Annotated in this window: 19 protein-coding genes; 12 read left to right on the forward strand and 7 right to left on the reverse strand. The window is 52.3% G+C overall.

Annotated elements, in window-relative coordinates; genetic code table 11:
* Positions 1-9: 9 nt before the first annotated feature.
* The 7 genes from pyrC (at position 10) to KTJ90_RS12250 (ending at position 4,934) form a co-directional block, all read left to right on the forward strand.
* Positions 10-1,053, forward strand: a complete 1,044-nt coding sequence (pyrC, locus tag KTJ90_RS12220; protein ID WP_003849906.1) for a dihydroorotase — start codon at positions 10-12, stop codon at positions 1,051-1,053.
* 62 nt (positions 1,054-1,115) lie between these two features.
* Positions 1,116-1,361, forward strand: a complete 246-nt coding sequence (gene dinI, locus KTJ90_RS12225) for a DNA damage-inducible protein I (protein ID WP_003849907.1) — start codon at positions 1,116-1,118, stop codon at positions 1,359-1,361.
* Between the two features lie 144 nt (positions 1,362-1,505).
* Positions 1,506-1,778 (forward strand): hypothetical protein, encoded by a 273-nt coding sequence (locus tag KTJ90_RS12230; protein WP_003849909.1) that lies wholly within the window; start codon positions 1,506-1,508, stop codon positions 1,776-1,778.
* Positions 1,779-2,024: 246 nt separating this feature from the next.
* A complete protein-coding gene (gene bssS, locus KTJ90_RS12235; RefSeq protein WP_003849911.1) occupies positions 2,025-2,279 on the forward strand; it encodes a biofilm formation regulator BssS in 255 nt (84 codons plus the stop codon).
* A gap of 94 nt (positions 2,280-2,373) precedes the next feature.
* Positions 2,374-3,486, forward strand: coding sequence for an N-methyl-L-tryptophan oxidase (gene solA / locus KTJ90_RS12240; RefSeq protein ID WP_457171753.1), 1,113 nt, complete (start codon positions 2,374-2,376; stop codon positions 3,484-3,486).
* Between the two features lie 295 nt (positions 3,487-3,781).
* A complete protein-coding gene (locus KTJ90_RS12245; protein WP_003849915.1) occupies positions 3,782-4,357 on the forward strand; it encodes a cytochrome b in 576 nt (191 codons plus the stop codon).
* Between the two features lies 1 nt (position 4,358).
* Positions 4,359-4,934, forward strand: a complete 576-nt coding sequence (locus tag KTJ90_RS12250; protein WP_078804271.1) for a YceI family protein — start codon at positions 4,359-4,361, stop codon at positions 4,932-4,934.
* A 39-nt stretch (positions 4,935-4,973) separates the two neighbouring features.
* On the opposite strand, the gene trhO is transcribed toward KTJ90_RS12250, so the two are convergent.
* On the reverse strand, positions 4,974-6,023 hold the full coding sequence (gene trhO / locus KTJ90_RS12255) for an oxygen-dependent tRNA uridine(34) hydroxylase TrhO (protein ID WP_003849918.1): 1,050 nt from the start codon (positions 6,021-6,023) through the stop codon (positions 4,974-4,976).
* Positions 6,024-6,276: 253 nt separating this feature from the next.
* On the opposite strand from trhO, the gene KTJ90_RS12260 reads away from it, so the two are divergent.
* The 3 genes from KTJ90_RS12260 (at position 6,277) to KTJ90_RS12270 (ending at position 8,537) form a co-directional block, all read left to right on the forward strand.
* The gene (locus KTJ90_RS12260) at positions 6,277-7,200 is read left to right on the forward strand and encodes a Kdo(2)-lipid IV(A) acyltransferase (protein WP_008925917.1); all 924 of its coding nucleotides are present in this window, start codon (positions 6,277-6,279) and stop codon (positions 7,198-7,200) included.
* 537 nt (positions 7,201-7,737) lie between these two features.
* Positions 7,738-8,004 (forward strand): hypothetical protein, encoded by a 267-nt coding sequence (locus KTJ90_RS12265; RefSeq protein WP_182630174.1) that lies wholly within the window; start codon positions 7,738-7,740, stop codon positions 8,002-8,004.
* Between the two features lie 131 nt (positions 8,005-8,135).
* On the forward strand, positions 8,136-8,537 hold the full coding sequence (locus KTJ90_RS12270) for a MysB family protein (RefSeq protein WP_003849925.1): 402 nt from the start codon (positions 8,136-8,138) through the stop codon (positions 8,535-8,537).
* On the opposite strand, the gene KTJ90_RS12275 is transcribed toward KTJ90_RS12270, so the two are convergent.
* From KTJ90_RS12275 to KTJ90_RS12285, 3 genes are all read right to left on the reverse strand, one after another.
* Positions 8,528-8,767, reverse strand: coding sequence for a YceK/YidQ family lipoprotein (locus tag KTJ90_RS12275; protein ID WP_033743162.1), 240 nt, complete (start codon positions 8,765-8,767; stop codon positions 8,528-8,530). The two genes, KTJ90_RS12270 and KTJ90_RS12275, sit on opposite strands and share 10 nt — an antisense overlap.
* 128 nt (positions 8,768-8,895) lie before the next feature.
* Entirely contained in the window at positions 8,896-11,448 is a 2,553-nt protein-coding gene (gene mdoH, locus KTJ90_RS12280) for a glucans biosynthesis glucosyltransferase MdoH (RefSeq protein WP_182630173.1), read from the reverse strand.
* Positions 11,441-12,976 (reverse strand): glucan biosynthesis protein G, encoded by a 1,536-nt coding sequence (locus KTJ90_RS12285; protein WP_175501468.1) that lies wholly within the window; start codon positions 12,974-12,976, stop codon positions 11,441-11,443. Before KTJ90_RS12285 ends, mdoH begins: the two co-directional genes overlap by 8 nt.
* A 268-nt stretch (positions 12,977-13,244) precedes the next feature.
* On the opposite strand from KTJ90_RS12285, the gene mdoC reads away from it, so the two are divergent.
* Positions 13,245-14,378, forward strand: coding sequence for a glucans biosynthesis protein MdoC (gene mdoC, locus KTJ90_RS12290; RefSeq protein WP_003849931.1), 1,134 nt, complete (start codon positions 13,245-13,247; stop codon positions 14,376-14,378).
* A gap of 296 nt (positions 14,379-14,674) precedes the next feature.
* Here mdoC and KTJ90_RS12295 read toward each other — a convergent pair whose 3' ends face one another.
* Complete coding sequence (locus tag KTJ90_RS12295; protein WP_003849932.1) at positions 14,675-16,135, reverse strand: phospholipase D family protein; 1,461 nt, start codon at positions 16,133-16,135, stop codon at positions 14,675-14,677.
* 156 nt (positions 16,136-16,291) lie between these two features.
* Between KTJ90_RS12295 and KTJ90_RS12300 the strand changes: the two genes are divergently transcribed.
* Positions 16,292-17,449 (forward strand): glycoside hydrolase family 1 protein, encoded by a 1,158-nt coding sequence (locus tag KTJ90_RS12300; RefSeq protein ID WP_078804269.1) that lies wholly within the window; start codon positions 16,292-16,294, stop codon positions 17,447-17,449.
* On the opposite strand, the gene KTJ90_RS12305 is transcribed toward KTJ90_RS12300, so the two are convergent.
* The gene (locus tag KTJ90_RS12305; RefSeq protein WP_003849936.1) at positions 17,450-17,623 is read right to left on the reverse strand and encodes a hypothetical protein; all 174 of its coding nucleotides are present in this window, start codon (positions 17,621-17,623) and stop codon (positions 17,450-17,452) included.
* A 39-nt stretch (positions 17,624-17,662) separates the two neighbouring features.
* Positions 17,663-17,806: a hypothetical protein gene (locus KTJ90_RS12310; protein ID WP_003849938.1), complete on the reverse strand. Its 144-nt coding sequence runs from the start codon at positions 17,804-17,806 to the stop codon at positions 17,663-17,665.
* Positions 17,807-17,814: the final 8 nt, after the last annotated feature.

Below are 17,814 nucleotides of genomic sequence, written 5' to 3' on the forward strand. Positions count from 1 at the left end.
GCTTCACTGATGACAGCACAACCTCAGCAACTTACCCTGCGTCGCCCTGACGACTGGCATATTCATCTGCGTGATGATGAGATGCTCAACACGGTCCTGCCCTATACCAGCGCGGTGAATGGTCGTGCCATTGTCATGCCGAACCTGGTGCCGCCGGTAACCAGCGTGGCGGCAGGTGAAGCGTACCGCGATCGTATCCTGGCGGCGCTGCCCGCCGGGCACGCTTTTACGCCGCTGATGACCTGCTATCTGACCGACTCACTGGATCCTGATGAGCTGGAGCGCGGTTTTACCTCGGGGTTGTTCACCGCGGCCAAGCTCTATCCTGCGCACGCCACCACCAACTCCAGCCATGGCGTCACCAACATCGCGTCGATTGCCCGCGTGCTGGAGCGTATGCAGAAGCTCGGTATGCCGCTGCTGATCCACGGTGAAGTTACCGATGCACACGTTGATATTTTTGACCGTGAAGCCCGGTTTATCGAAACCGTAATGGTGCCGCTGCGCAGCCAGTTTCCGGCATTGAAGGTGGTGATGGAGCACATTACCACGCAGGACGCCGCTGACTATGTCGCCGCCGCCGATGAGACGCTGGGCGCAACCATTACCCCGCAGCATCTGATGTTTAACCGCAACCATATGCTGGTGGGCGGTATTCGTCCGCACCTCTACTGCCTGCCGATCCTTAAGCGCAACGTGCATCAGGAAGCGCTGCGTAAGGTGGTAGCAAGCGGAAACCCACGATTCTTCCTCGGCACTGACACTGCGCCGCATCTGCGCCATCTCAAAGAAGCCAGCTGCGGCTGCGCTGGCGTGTTTAATGCGCCAACGTCATTGCCCGCTTACGCCACCGTTTTCGAAGAGCTGAACGCGCTGGAACATTTCGAAGCGTTCTGTTCTGAGAATGGGCCGCGTTTCTACGGCCTGCCGCTGAATGAAGGGACGATTACGCTGGTGCGTGAGCCCTGGCAGGTGCCTGAATCAATCGCGCTCGGCAGCCACGCTCTGGTGCCGTTCCTGGCGGGTGAAACACTGAACTGGCGCATCGCATAATTTTACTTGCCTCCGGCCCGCAGATACTGTAAATATATACAGTATCTTAACCGGAGGCTATTATGCGCGTTGAAATTACCGTATCCAATACCCGACCTCTTCCTGCAGGCGCGATTGAAGCGTTAAGCGATGAATTATCGCGCCGCATTGATGAACAGTTCCCTGACTCGACCAATCACGTCAAGGTACGTTACGCCAGTGCCAATAATCTCAGCGTGCTGGGCGGTGGAAAAGAGACGCGCGACCAGATCAGCGAAATCCTGCAGCAGACGTGGGAAAGTGCTGATGACTGGTTCATTACTGATTAACCGCCACTGTGCTTTTTTTCCGGGTGTCGCCACCCGGTTTTTTTATCTTTTCTTCCCTCTCGCACTTCCCCCTCTCTGCATCTAGACTCTTAATGATCAATGCCCTATCCTTGCGCTCGTCACGCATAACAGGAGGTGCGCACCATGACTACTGATAAACCGGAAGAGGCGATGACCTTTGGTGAGTTGTTAGCACTGATTGGTGATCAACAGCGTCGTTTGACGGTGCTGGAAAATGCCTTTTCCAGTCTGATTTTCTGTCTTGACGATCGCGCCAGTCAGCTGCTGGTGCACAATCTGTCGCTGGAAGCCCAAAATCAAAACCATGATGAACAACTTCAGCAGCACTTTGCCCGTCTGGCAGAAACACTGCAGAAACGCGGCGGCGGCATCGTGCCAGAAAGCCCGACACTTTAAGCAGGCTCACGTGGCTGAAGCCACTTTTTGCCTGCCCAATGAATAGTGATTAAAATGCCTGCCTGCCAGGCATTTTATTTTTTCCTCCGCGCCTTTCAAACGCAAATATTCTGTGAGAAGCTGACTCACGGCCTTTTAAAAGTCATGATTCCCTGGTTTACTGTTATAATAGTTTCGCTATTGGAATAAAAAAGCCGCATTGAACCTCACCATGCACTTCGTTTAACGAGTAATAAGGAGGTTATAATGGACAGAAGAAAAGACGTTATTCAGACTCATCCGCTGGTGGGCTGGGATATCAGTACCGTTGATAGCTATGACGCCATGATGATCCGCCTGCACTCGCTGTCGTCGCAGGATCAAAAAGAAGAAGAAGCGGATGTTGGCCCTACTTACTGGCTGACAACGGATGTGGCAAGGCAGTTTATCTCGATACTCGAAGCGGGCATCGCCAAGATAGAATCAGCCGAGCAGATAGAACGACTCCTCAATAAGCATTAATCTCTGCCGCATCAAAGAGGCGCCCTCAGGGGTGCCTTTTTCGTTTCTGTTTCTGGTATTCTTTTGATTATCTTACTCTTAGAGCACAGTTATCATGATTTATGATCTTATCGTCGTCGGCAGCGGCTCAGTGGGCGCGGCGGCAGGCTACTATGCTACCCAGGCGGGTTTATCGGTGCTGATGATCGACAGTGCACATCCTCCCCACAATCAGGGCACGCATCACGGCGAAAGTCGATTGATCCGTCACGCTTATGGCGAAGGCGAACGTTACGTTCCCCTGGTCCTGCGAGCGCAGACGCTGTGGGATGAACTGGAACAGCGCGCCGGTGAGCGCATTATGCATCGCAGCGGCGTACTTAACCTTGCGCCAATTCAGTCACCTTTTATTCAGAACGTCATCGACAGCGCCGCTCGCTGGCAACTCAACATTGAGGTAATGCAGCCCGATGACGTGCGAAAGCGCTGGCCGCAAATTAACGTGCCTGAGGGTTATCTGGGCGTCTTTGAGCCGGACTCCGGCTATCTGAAGTGCGAACAGGCGCTTCGCAGCTGGATTCAGCTGGCGGAGCAGGCGGGCTGTGCACAGCTGTTTAACTGTCCGGTCACCGAGCTGGGACGTGATGGCGATCTGCAGCAGGTCACCACCCTGGACGGTATCTATCGGGGTCGCAAAATGCTGGTCAGTGCCGGCACCTGGGTCGGTAAATTAGTTCCTGACCTGCCAGTGGCCCCCACCCGAAAAGTGTTTGCCTGGTATCAGGCTGATGGTCGCTACAGCGAAAACAATAAGTTTCCCGGCTTTACGGTAGAAATGACGAATGGCAGCCAGTTCTATGGCTTCCCGGCGGATAATAACGCGTTGAAGGTGGGGCGTCATGATGGCGGACAGCCGATGCAGCAGCCAGAGGATCGTAAACCTTTTGGTGCGGTCGCGGCCGATGGCAGTGAAGCCTTTGGTTTCCTGCGTCAGTTTTTACCCGGCGTGGGTGTCTGTCTGCATGGTGAAGCCTGCAGCTACGATTTCAGCCCGGATGAGGACTTTATTATTGATACGCTGCCAGGTGAACCTGACCGTTTATTGATTACCGGACTCAGCGGACACGGGTTTAAATTTGCCAGTGTATTAGGTGAACTGGCTGCAGAATTTGCTCAGAAAAAACCGTTCTCATTTGATCTGACCCCTTTCCGCCTTTCGCGCTTCTGACGCTGAAAATGGGTGGCATCAAGTGGGCGCCACCCATTGACATTAACTGACGTAAACTGAATTTTGCTGACATAATGACACGGTTTTATTCCGCACTTCAGGTTAATTCGCCGCCTTATTCGTTGACGAGCCCTTTGCCACAAATAACTCATTCAGAAATATTGCGCATCTTCACCTCCTTTTATTCAGCCATTTCATATTAAAAAATAAAATTTATAGAAACGTAAGGGCAATTGCTTTTATATTTCATAATGTAGATTCTTATTTCATATTATTTCTTTTTTGAAACGACATCATGTTATTACGCAATTCATCTCATCAGTTTGGACTGATTGCCGTGCTGCTGCACTGGTGTATGGCGCTGGCGATTTATGCCATGTTTGCGCTGGGGTTATGGATGGTCGGCCTGGGCTACTACGATAGCTGGTATCACGACGCGCCGGAAATTCATAAAAGCATTGGCGTGATGCTGCTGCTGGCGTTGATTGTTCGTCTGGTGTGGCGTGTTATTTCGCCGCCGCCAAAACCGCTGAGCAGTTATTCCCCGCTGGTGCGTATCAGTTCAATGGTTGCGCACCTTTTGCTGTACACCCTGCTGCTGACCATTTTAATCAGTGGCTATCTGATCTCAACCGCCGATGGCAAACCGATATCTGTATTTAGCTGGTTTACCCTGCCTGCGCTGTTCAGCGGTGCAGGCGCGCAGGCTGACCTGGCGGGCGACATTCACCTCTGGCTGGCCTGGACGGTTGTGATCCTCTCGGTACTGCATGGTCTGGCTGCGTTAAAACATCATTTTATCGATCGTGATATCACCCTAAAACGGATGTCAGGTTTACGCATCCCTTCTCCCTCTGAAAAGGATAAATAATATGTTCAAAAAGACTCTGCTGGCGATGACCGGTGCCAGCCTGCTGCTCAGTTCGATGACCGCCAATGCTGCAGACTATAAAATCGATAAAGAGGGCCAGCACGCGTTTATTCAGTTCCGTATTCAGCATCTGGGTTACAGCTGGCTCTACGGCACCTTTAAAGATTTCGATGGCAGCTTCACTTTTGATGAGAAGAACCCTGCAGCAGACAAAGTCGACGTCACCATTAACACCAGCAGCGTCGATACCAATCACGCTGAACGTGACAAGCACCTGCGCAGCGCTGACTTCCTGAACACCAGTAAAAACCCGCAGGCCACGTTTACATCCACAGAGGTAAAAAAAGAGGGTGATGAGCTGAAGATTACCGGCAATCTGACGCTGAATGGCGTGACGAAACCGGTGACGCTGGAGGCGAAAATGCTGGGTGAAGGTAAAGATCCGTGGGGCGGTTACCGCGCTGGCTTTGAGGCCGAAGGGGAAATTGCACTGAAAGATTTCAACATCACTAAAGATCTGGGGCCCGCTTCGCAGAAGGTGCAGCTGATGATCTCAGTTGAAGGTGTACGTCAGTAAAACAACACGCCGCCTGAAGCTCACTTCAGGCGGCCACGTTTATTTCTTCACTGGCGAAGGAATAGTCATATTTAACAGGCCACGTGACTTGTTAAAGATCTTATTGCCATTCTCACGTCCCGCCCGGCGAGCGCGCTGCTCTTCCGGAGAGAGTTTTGCTTCTTCCTGACAGATTGGGCTGCAGCAGTTCTCAAACTTCTCTGCGCAGCTTTTGCACTGAATAAACAGCAGATGACAGCCGTCATTGACGCAATTGACGTGGGTATCACAGGGTTCGCCGCACTGATGACAGTTCGACAGCACGTCGTCAGAAATACGTTCACCCATCCGCTCATCAAAGACAAAGTTTTTGCCTTTGAAGCGTACCGGTAACCCCTGCTCACGCGCGCGGCGGGCATACTCGATGATCCCGCCTTCAATGTGATAGACATCCTCAAAGCCGTTGTGCCGCATCCAGGCGCTGGCTTTTTCACAGCGGATCCCGCCGGTGCAGTACATTACGATCTTTTTGTCTTTCTGATCCTGCAGCATATCAACCGCCATCGGCAATTGATCGCGGAAGGTGTCAGCAGGCACTTCCAGCGCATTATCAAAACGCCCCACTTCATATTCGTAGTGGTTTCGCATATCCACGAACAGCGCGTCAGGATCGTCCAGCATCGCGTTAACGTCTGCTGCTTTAAGATACTGACCCACATTGCTGGCATCGAAACTGCTGTCTTCAATACCGTCTGCAACAATGCGATCACGCACTTTCAGACGCAGCACCCAGAACGATTTTCCATCATCGTCCAGGGCAATGTTCATGCGAAGATTATTCAGCGCCGGATCAAAGCTATAGAGCCACGCTTTCATCTTTTCATACTGACTGGCGGGCACGCTGATTTGCGCATTAATCCCTTCGTGCGCCACATAGACGCGGCCAAACACCTTGAGTGCTGTCAGGCCAACGTAGAGCGCATCACGGAATGCTTTTGGATCGGCAATCTGGAAATATTTGTAAAAAGAGACAGTGGTGCGCGGCTCAGTTTCAGCCAGCATGCGCGCCTTCAGCTCTTTATTGGAAACGAGGTTATGTAACACTGGCATGGTGTTCTTTCCTGTTATCAATAGGAGAATTTTAGCGGGCACATGATACCTGATTTCAGCAGGATGCAAAGGCCAGTGTAAGAACCGATCATCTTGTGCTGTTTTTTCCGCCAATATCTGGAGAGTTTACATCCGCCTGCAGTAGCCTGTTCCGTCAGTGATATTTATACGCTCGATAAAAACTGGCACAATGGCAGAAATTAATGAGATATCAGCACCGCACGGTGCGCGACGCAGGAAAATTAACCTTCATATGACCCAGTTGCCTCAGTTTTCACGAGAACTGCTTCACCCGCGCTATTGGTTGACCTGGGTGGGTGTCGCTTTTCTTTATCTTTTGGTGCTACTTCCCTATCCCCTGCTTTATGTTCTCGGCTGCAATATTGGTCGTATCGGGATGCGTTTTATGAAGCACCGCGTCAGTGTCGCCCGACGTAATCTGGAATTATGTTTTCCGGAAATGCCGATCAATGAACGTGAAGCGATGGTAAAACACAATTTCGAATCGGTTGGCATGGGATTGATCGAGACCGGGATGGCATGGTTCTGGCCTGACTGGCGCATCAATAAATGGCATAAGCCTTCAGGTCTGGAGCATATTCAGCAGGCGCGGGATAGTCAGCGTGGTGTCCTGCTTATTGGCATGCACTTTCTGACACTGGAAATTGGGGCGCGCATGTTTGGTATCCATAATCCAGGCATTGGCGTCTATCGCCCTAATGACAACAAATTGATCGACTGGCTGCAGGTTAAAGGCCGGATGCGTTCAAATAAAAGTATGATTGACCGCAAAGATCTTAAAGGAATGATTCGCGCGCTGAAAAACGGCGACATTATCTGGTACGCACCCGACCATGATTATGGCCCACGCAGCAGCGTTTTTGCGCCCTTCTTTGCTGTGGAAAAAGCGGCAACCACGGTGGGCACCCATTTGCTGATTCGTACTGGTAAACCGGCGGTTATTCCCTTTGTGCCGCGTCGTCTGCCTGGTGGTCGTGGTTATGAACTGATGATACTGCCTGACATCAGCGACGAATTTACGCTGGAGAGCGATGTTGTCACCGCTGCCAGAATGAACAAAGTGGTTGAAGAAGGCGTGTTGCTGGCACCGGAACAGTATATGTGGCTTCATCGTCGCTTTAAAACCCGCCCCGAAGGCGAACCCTCCCGTTATTAATCCTTTCGCGCTAAATGTCTTTCTGGCATTTAGCGCTTTTCTTACTCTATGCTCTGCTGAATAAATCAGTCGCTCGTGGCGGGTTCATCGTTTCATCGAATTTTCAGGACCGTTAATTAATCAACCATGAAGTTCAAAATAGTTTATTTATCTATTTAAAATTCGATTTTATAATCAAAAACCTTACTAATAGGCGCTATTCTGCCTGATTTTCTTTTTAGTCATTAATTTTCAGTGTACTGTATTTAATGTTATCTGGTGCTAATTAACTTTCAAACCAGGCCTAATCCTATTTAGCCAGGCTTAACGATGTATTCTGGCTAATAGATCGATTAAAATTAACTTATATTACAAGCTTTTGCCTTGTTAATTTGACCTATATTCCTTTTTACATTTTTTTAACAGCCTGATAGACCGTTATGGCATTTGAAGAAGTTAAAGCTAATCGGTAGTTTCTTTCGTGACAGTCAGATCTTTAACCGCTCTGACAAAAATTATAAAAAGACAACACAGCAAACCTCTATCGGGACATATTATATGAACAAAGGTCTCTACTATTACGTCACAATTGGTACCGATCAGGAAAATTATCATTTCCTTCATCGTAAAGGGTGTAAGCGAATGCCAGATAAAGATGAAGTCATCTTCATTGGCACTTTATATAACCTGAACCAGGCGCTTTCCATCGCCAGAATTAATTTTAAGAAAGTTAAGCCCTGTATAAAATGCTGTATCCGCTACTCAGCGCCGGTGATTCATGACTCTGTTCAACCCGTTCTGCACTTTCCACAAAAGATGATCTGACCCTGACTGGCGGGAAATGGTTTATTTCCCGCCAGTTGCACTGACCCGCCCTTTCCCTCCCCTGAATTTCGTCTATCCTTCACTGAAATCAAATGAATCTGCAGTTAATGAACCCGGTAAGGAGAAGATTGATGAGCATGTACAGTACGTTAGAGGAAGCGATTGATGCTGCACGTGAAGAGTACCTCGCTAACAATCCTGAGGTGGATGAAGAAGAAGCATCGATCAGTCAGTTTGGCCTGCAAAAGTATGTCATGCAGGATGGCGATATTATGTGGCAGGCTGAGTTCCTGACCGATGAAGGTGAAGCGGGCGAATGCCTGCCCTTCCGCAGCGGTGACGCCGCACAGGCCATCTTTGATGCTGACTTTGACGAAGTTGAACTGCGTCAGGAGTGGTTAGCAGAAAATACCCTGCACGAGTGGGATGACGGCGAATTCCAGCTTGAGCCGCCGCTGGACACCGAAGAGGGTGAAGCCGCCGCGCAAGAGTGGGAAGATGATAACAGCGACTCCGATCGCAGTTATTCGTAAGGACCGTGACTGGCATCCACCGGTAACAACAGGGTGTCAACCACCAGCGACAGTGGCAAATCGAGGATCGTTAAGACTCGCCAGCCGCTGTCGCGTACATCCCACTGTACGCCGGGATAATACTGATTGCCGTGTCCCTGTCCCGGCAGGGTGCGACTGATGATACTGCCGCATCCGCTTAAGCAAAGCACCGCAGCTACAACAACGCCTGCCTTTAAAAATGCTTTCACCACTGATACCCGCTATGAACTGCCATTGAGAACGTCACGCGCTGCTCACGGTGACTGCCAGCAAACAATTTATCAGCGTATCGCTGTTTTAATCCCATAAAAAAGCGGCATCGCTGCCGCTTTTCAGATTACGCGTTTTTTGCCAGCGCGTTAGGGTTGAGGTTAAGTTTCTGATAACTCTCTACCCACTGATGATACTTATCCGCATTTTCCCACAGTCGGGTATGAACACGGGCCAGTACCACCGGATCGCTGATTAACTGCAGTCGCTGCTCGCGGCCCAGTTTATCCGGTGCATCGCTCAGTGCCTGATCCACACGACGGTCACGTGCATAGTCCAGCAGCTGACTCTGCTTATGGCGCGATGTCGCCAGTGCCGTTGCGAGTGCGTTAAACGCAGGATGGAACAGGGCATGCATAAAACCATTTTCCAGCGCACGTTCGCGGTTTAGCAGCACATAACGATCGGTATCCACCAGCTCCTGCGGCGGCGAGTACTCTTCCGGGATCAGGAACAATTTGGCTTTCTTGCTCTTAAGACCCAGTGTTGAGCGGCTCGACATCACAGAAACAAACGGAGACAGAATCAGCGAGAAGACAATCGGGGCCAGCCACCACAGGAAGTTAAGATCCAGCAGTCCCATACCCGTTGCCCACACCAGACCCAATGCCATCTGCGAACCGTGACGTTTAAATGCCTCGCTCCACGGTGTCGCATCGTCATCACGTTGCGGAGAGTTCCACACCACTTCCCAGCCGAGGAAGGCACTGACAACAAACACCGTATGGAACAGCATACGTACCGGCGCCAGCAGCACTGAGAACAGCGTTTCCAGCACCAGTGAAGCCAGCAGGCGCAGAGGACCTCCGTAGGCTTTTGACCCTTTGAACCAGATCAACACCACACTCAGCATCTTCGGCAGGAACAACAGCACCATGGTGGTCGAGAAGAGCGCTATCGCCAGCTCCGGACGCCACTGCGGCCAGACCGGGAACAGCTGCCGCGGTTGCAGGAAGTAGGTCGGTTCCATCAGCGTATGCACCACCTGCAAGGCAGTTGAAAGCGCAAGGAACATAAACCACAGCGGAGCAGACAGGTAGGACATAACCCCTGTCAGGAAGACCGCACGGTGGACCGGGTGCATCCCTTTTACCAGGAACAGGCGGAAGTTCATCAGGTTACCGTGACACCAGCGGCGGTCACGCTTCAGCTCATCCAGCAGGTTCGGTGGCAGCTCTTCATAGGATCCCGGCAGGTCATAGGCAATCCAGACGCCCCAGCCAGCACGACGCATCAGCGCAGCTTCCACAAAGTCATGGGACATGATCGACCCGGCAAAAGAGCCCTCACCCGGTAACGGAGCCAGTGCACAGTGCTCAATAAAGGGTTTTACGCGAATAATAGCGTTGTGACCCCAATAGTGAGATTCGCCCAGTTGCCAGAAGTGAAGACCGGCCGTAAACAGCGGACCGTATACACGCGTGGCAAATTGCTGACAGCGCGCATACAGCGTATCCATACCCGATGCTTTCGGCGACGACTGGATGATCCCGGCATTCGGGTTAGCATCCATCATGCGTACCAGACCGGTGAGACACTCACCGCTCATCACGCTATCCGCATCCAGCACGACCATGTAGCTATAGTTGCTGCCCCAGCGACGGCAGAAGTCATCGATGTTGCCGCTTTTACGCTTCACACGACGACGACGACGGCGATAGAAAATCTTGCCTGCGCCGCCAACATCCCGCACCAGCTCCATCCAGGCTTTCTGCTCGGCAATGGCGATATCCGCATCGTAACTGTCGCTGAGGATGTAAACGTCAAAGTGTTCAGCGTTACCGGTGCGAACCACGGATTCCCATGTCGCACGCAGACCGGCGTAAACACGCTCAACGTCTTCATTACAGATCGGCATAATCAGCGCAGTACGATGTTCCGGATTTAGCGGCTCATCTCCGACCGTTGAATAAGAGATACTGTATTTGTCACGTCCAATCAGCAGCTGCAGGAAGCCCATCAGTGCTGTCCAGAAGCCAGCAGAGACCCAGCAGAAGAGTATGGCGAACAGGAACAGGATACCGGTCTGCAATAAGTAAGGCAGAATCTGCATCACTGACTGCTGCCAGTTCTGATTGATCATCTCCATCGGATCCAGAAGCGTCCAGCCCTGATAAGGCAGAATACTCTTCATGTACCAGGTGGCGACCACCGTCTGAAATATGGTCAGGATCAGCAGGATGTAGCGACGAATTGAACCGACATGACGCCACTTCTCTTCGGCACGACGCTCTTCCGCATTGGCATAACGCGGAACCGATTTGTGTCCACGAAGTGAGTCCCAGGCACGGGCGACCGGGTTGGTCCGCCACGCTTCCGGGAACATCAGTGAGCGTTTGACCTTCGGCATCGCTTTCAGCGTGGTGCGGTCGAGATAATCTTTGCCCAGCTGCTGACCGTCGGCCAATGAATCAGGCCAGGCCATTTCAACCCGCGATGAGACCGATTTTAACGGCGCATCATCCGGACGATCACTGGCTGCGACATCCCTTCCCAGCGCATCATGGATGAAGTGGAACTCGCCGGCATTCTGCAAGGAGACGCTCAGGCGTGCCTTCTCTGCCGCATCCAGCGGCAGAGATTCCACATAACGTTGAGGTGTAAAAGTCGATTTATTCATTGGCAGGTAACTGATAGCTCCAGGTTTCCGTCAATGTCTTGTCGCCGCTTACCAGGGCCGCACGCATTTCCGTGGACTGTTTGGCATCTTTCACACGCAGACGCAACACCAGACGCCAGCCTTTGGTGACCGGGTTATAACGTACGCTCTGCTCAACCACATCAGCATTTTTACCGACGCTGACCTGAGGTGCCACCTGACTGTTTTCCGCCATCTTACTCATGTCTTTACCCACGAAGTCGATGGTGAAAGCCACGGTGCCATCCGGCTGACGCACCAGATTAGATTGCTTCACGTCACCCGCTGAACGCAGGGTATTTTTGACCCAGGCGGTATCATCGGAGTGCAGCTGGTTTTCGTCGCGCGAGAAGTGCAGACGATATTTGAAGTTCATCTCTTTACCAGGCTCTGGCAGCGTCTCTGGCGTCCAGAAAGCAACGATGTTGTCGTTGGTTTCATCTGCCGTCGGGATTTCAACCAGTTCAACCCGGCCTTTACCCCAGTCGCCGATTGGCTCAACCCAGCCGCTTGGACGCAGGTCATAGCGGTCGTCCAGATCCTGGTAGTTGTCAAAGTCACGCCCACGTTGCAGCAGACCAAAACCTTTCGGATTCTCAATGGTGAACGTGCTCACCGCCAGATGACGCGGGTTATTCAGCGGACGCCAAATCCACTCTCCGTTGCCATTATGGATAGAGAGTCCATCAGAGTCGTGCAGTGCCGGACGGAAGTTGTTCACCGTCGACGGCTGGTTCTGACCAAACAGGAACATACTGGTCAGTGGTGCGATCCCCAGTTTGCCGACGTTATCACGCAGGTAAACTTTAGACTGCACATCAACCGTTGACGCTTCACCCGGATGCAGCACAAAGCGATACGCGCCCGCCGCACGCGGCGAATCAAGCAGTGCGTAGATCACCAGTTGCTTGTCCTGCGGTTTAGGACGCTGAATCCAGAATTCTTTGAAACGCGGGAACTCTTCACCGGATGGCAACGCCGTATCGATGGCAAGGCCACGCGCCGACAGGCCATAAACCTGGCCAGCACCGATCACACGGAAGTAGCTTGCACCCAGGAAGCTGGCGATCTCATCGTTTTTACCCTTGTTGTTGAGTGGGTAAAGCACTTTGAAACCCGCAAATCCGAGGTTTTTTACCGCTTCTGCGTCATGTTTTACGTTACCGAAATTAAAATAGTCGGGGTTGTATTTAATCTCGCGTACCGCGCTGCCCGTCACTTCGTTGATCTGCACCGGGGTATCGAAATACATGCCCTGATGATAGAACTCCAGCTTGAATGGCGTGCGCAGTTTGCCCCAATACGCTTTATCGTGGTTAAACTGGATCTGCTGATAATCAGCAAATTTCATTTCACGAAATTGAGAGGGTAAATTGCTTTTAGGCGCTTCAAAGCTTTTCCCTGCCAACGCTTTGGCTTGTTTGGCTACATCATCGATGTTAAACGCCCAACTGTTATTGGCGTACAACGCCAGCAGAACTGCAGTACCAATCCAGCGTACCTTCATCAGTCCGGCTTTATTTTTTTCTTTAGTCGGCACATCCCCCCCTTTCGTGTGCTTAAATCAAACCCGTTTATCTTAAAGGATTATTCGGTTTTCCGACAGCTTATGCGCAACATTGTTCCCGCATTTCGTCTGGGTTAACGCTACTTTTAGGACAATTAGACACTACGGATTCCACTGATAGTATACCTGGTTTATCCCAGGTAGACTTTTCACAGAACATAATCCGGTTTCAGGGTGAAACCGGCCATACGTACTAACGAACTGGAACTTTATGAGTACTGTAAAACCTGAACGTGAATACTTTCTCGATTCCATACGCGCGTATCTGATGTTACTGGGGGTACCTTTTCATGTTTCCCTCATTTACTCCGCGCAAAAATGGGCCGTCAACAGTCATGAGGCCTCGTTATGGCTGACGCTGCTGAATGACTTTATTCATGCATTTCGTATGCAGGTGTTTTTTGTCATTTCAGGATACTTCTCCTACATGTTGTATCTGCGCTATCAGCCACGTCGCTTCCTGAAAGTGCGTCTGGAGCGTGTGGGGATCCCGCTACTCACCGCCGTTCCGCTGCTCACGCTGCCGCAATTTTTCATGCTGAAGGCCTGGACAGATAAGCTGGCTGACTGGCCGCGATTCACGCCGTATCAGAAATTCAATAACCTGATGTGGGAGCTGATTTCACACCTGTGGTTCCTGGTGGTGCTGGTGATGCTGACCACGCTCGGCATGGTCACGTTCCGCTGGTTGCGCGATCAGCACCGCACCATTGATTATACGCGGGTGGGCTGGGGAGCGTTGACCGCGGGTGTACTGACATGGGCGCTGGTGTGGTGTGTGTTCCGCCGTCTGGTGTTTATATTCCAGCCAGCCTGGCTGATGGATGGCTTATTCAGCATTGTGGTTATGCAAACGCTTTTCTATCTGCCGTTCTTTATGCTGGGGGCGCTGGCATGGAAACATCCGCCGCTGAAGCAGTTGTTTGTGCGGTTTAATCCGGTGATGTGGATCGGCGCGGTGGTGATGTTTGTTGCCTACTGCACAAATCAGCGTCTCAGCAGCGGCGATGGCTGGTTATATGAGCTGGATGCGATTATCACCACACTGATGGGTCTCTGCATGCTGAACGTCTGCTTCTGCTTTGGTCATAAGCTGCTGAATTCGCATTCGCCACGCATCATGTATCTGGTGAATGCGTCGCTGTTTATCTATCTGGTGCACCATCCGCTGACGCTCTTGTATGGTATTTATGTCACACCACGGATTGAAAACAACACGCTGGGCTTCTTTGTGGGCCTGCTGATGGTGTTTGGCATCGCGTTTCTGCTGTATGAGATTCACCTGCGCATCCCGCTGCTGCGCTTCCTGTTCTCGGGGAAATTTGAGCGTAAACAAACACAATGACAGGCGATCACTGATCTCAGGCCATCAGTGAGGTCAGGCTATAAATGATGTGTCTCACAGACAGCTTAAGCGTTTAAAGCGATGGGAGCATACACACGTAGCAAAGCATAGCGGGCCAGGGACACAAACGTCGGGAGCGTTTTTGAACAACGCAACGCGTTGGCCCGGCAACGGGCGCACCTCAGAGATGAGGTGCGTAATCGCCCGCGCTGAGCGAGCCAGGGATGGCGGGTTTTGCGTCTTTGCGGAGGGCGTATGTTTCCTGAGCCAGCGCCTGAACCAAGGCAAGGTCCGGTTTACAGCAGCCACTCAATCGGCAGTCGCCACACCAGCCTTACCTGAAGACGTTGCCACCACGAGCAACCCGGTTCGTGTTTATGCACAATCTGCTGCGGCTCATCCGGATACTCCAGCCAGTTAACCCTTCCCCACTTATCCAGCCGCAGCGTCCATGCCCGATCGCGCATCGAGTGGCTGAAACGCTGATGCGTCTCTGCGGCCAGCGCCGCACTCTCAATGACCAGCCCCATCTCGGTATTCAACACGGCAGAACGCGGATCGAAGTTAAACGAACCGATAAACAGCGTCTGTTGATCTACCGAAAAGGTTTTGGCATGCAGGCTGGAGCCCGAGTTACCGGTTAATCCCCGGTCGTGCGGGGCATCAGGCACGCCCGCCTGTGGTTTAAGTTCATAGAGCGCGATGCCGTGACGCAGCAGTTTTTTGCGCCACTTAGCATAGCCGGCATGGACAATTGAGACATCGTTGGCCGCCAGCGAGTTGGTCAGAATGGCAATTTTTACCCCTTTGCGCTTCAGCGCCAGCAACTGAGCGACGCCAGCGCGTGTCGGCACAAAATAGGCAGAGATGATGTCGAACTGCTCCTGCGGCGTACCAATCACCTCCATCATCCGCTGCGGCAGCAGGCTTCTGGCGCGTGCTTTACCCAGTCCTTTACGCGGATCATCACTGAGCAGTCGCGCTTTCGCCCAGGTCAGGTCCAGCGTGCCCTCTTCCAGCTCCTGTAGCAGTGACGAATTTTCCAGCCGCTGAAGGTAACGCTGTACCGGTTCACTGTGACGCCATTCTGCTGGCAGGCTCACACTGTCCTCTTCGGATTCCTCTTCATCCAGCACCTGCTGCAGCTTTGATACCGGCTTACTGCGCCAGTAACGCTCAAAATCCTCTGCGACTTCTTTCACCACCGGGCCTATCGCCATCACGTCCAGATCGGCAAACAACGGTTCATTGCCGGTGCCGAAATATTCGTCGCCGATATTACGCCCGCCGACCACAGTCGTGACACCGTCCACGGTAAAGCTCTTGTTGTGCATGCGGCGATTCAGACGGGTAAAGTCAGTGAGATATCCCAGTGCGCGCAGGGTACGAAACGAGAAGGGATTAAACAGCCGCACTTCAATGTTGGGATGGCGATTAAGCTGGGCGAGCGTATCGTCCAGGCCCGGCGTATTGTTGTCATCCAGCAGCAGCCGCACTTTCACGCCACGACGGGCCGCCTCCAGCACCGCGCTGAACAGCAACCGTCCCGACAGATCGTTTTGCCAGATGTAGTACTGAATATCGAGTGAACGTTCCGCTTTTTGCATCAGCAGATAGCGTGCGGCAAAGGCATCCAGCCCGTCGCTCAGCTGATGGACACCGCTCATTCCCGGATGACGCTGACACTCTGGCTCCAGCTGCGTTTCCAGCCAGCTGGTACGTTCCGATGACTGGGAGAGCTCAAACGCTTCGGTCATGACAATTCCCTGTAAAATGCAGTTATTTTTTATTATTCCCCGGCCCGCCCTCTGACACCATACCTCTGTTCCGAATGCGTGGGCAGTTATGGGCGTTTTTTAGTCTAGACTTAACCGGACGATCTGTGACCGGCATTAACCCGGCAGGAGAGGAATATGTCTCATCAATCCCTTACAGATGCCCGCCAGCGCTACCATCCCAGCCTGTTTCGCAGCTTTTTTCAGGGCAGTTTTCCCTGCTCCACCGCCTGCCGTACACCGGGTAAACGGCTCGATATGGTTTTCAGCAGTGGCCACGATATGCTGCTGGAAAAAGATTATGCTGCCCTGACTGAACAGCATCTGCTCACCGCCCGTGACGGTGCACGCTGGCATCTGATTGAAAAGATCCCCGGCCAGTATGACTGGCAAAGTTTTCTGCCGATGATAGAAGCTTCACAGCGTCAGCAGATGGAGATCATCTGGGAGCTGGCGCACTTTGGTTATCCCGATCATCTTAATATCTGGAAAGCCGAATTCGTTGAGCATTTTAGTCGTTTCGCCCGTGCGATGGCACAACTGATGCGCGATCAGGGCATCGAACGCCCCTTCTTTACGCCGGTAAATCAAATTTCATTCTGGTCATGGGCTGGAGCCGATGTGGCCTGGTTCAATCCCCATGCCGCTAATCGCGGTAAAGAACTGAAGCGACAGCTGGTCCGTGCCTCGCTGGCAGCGATTCACGCCATTCGCGAAGTCTATCCGGAAGCACGTTTTGTTCTGACCGATCCGCTGGTACAGATTGCCCATCATCCCGATAATCCAGACAGCAAACCTTACGCGGATGCGCAGCATCAGGCGCAGTTCGAGGCCTGGGATATGCTGGCCGGTCGCGTTGATAAAGAGTTAGGCGGCAGTGAAGATTGCCTGGATATCCTGGGCCTGAACTACTATCCCGATAACCACTGGTTTTTCCCCGACCAGCCGATGTCACTGGAGGATCCGGCACGAACTCCACTGCACATTTTGCTGGCGCAGTGCTGGCAACGCTACCAGCGCCCGATGTTAATTGCCGAAACCGGCGCAGAGGGTGACGCGCGCGCCCCCTGGCTGCAGGAGATCAGTGAAAACGTGGCGGTAGCGCTGGATCACGGCATTGCAGTGGAGGGCATTTCGCTCTATCCGGTGGTGGAGTATCCCGCCTGGGCTGACGACCGGCGTTCACCCGGTCCGCTGCTGGGATTAGCTGATCCTAATGGCAACCGCAAGCTGCATGAAGCGCTGGCGCTGGTTCTGCGCAGTCAGCAGATTAAGTTCACCACTCGTAACGCATAATCAGGCATGCTGAGAAGGATGGTTCTTCGGGTAACAGGAGCGAACATCAAGAGAGGGATCGGCAGGATGACGAACGTCGGTCAGCCAGACCATGGTAAACAGGAAAGTGACCCCGATCAGGCAGGCCGCCAGCAAACCGATAATTGCGATTAATTTGTCATCTCCGGAGTCCATCGCCTTCTCCTTATGCCATCCGACGAATCCCTGGGCGTGTCAGCTCATCCAGAGCGTAACTATCAGGACAAAGATTATAAGCGTTACCGAGGTCACCGCAAGCACCACTATCGCAAAGTGCGCATCGTCAAGTGACTGGCGAATTGGCTCATCGTGATCGTCGGGTGGCAAGGGCAAAGACATAACTATCC

Source organism: Pantoea jilinensis (assembly GCF_019104105.1).
GTDB classification, from domain to species: domain Bacteria; phylum Pseudomonadota; class Gammaproteobacteria; order Enterobacterales; family Enterobacteriaceae; genus Pantoea; species Pantoea eucalypti.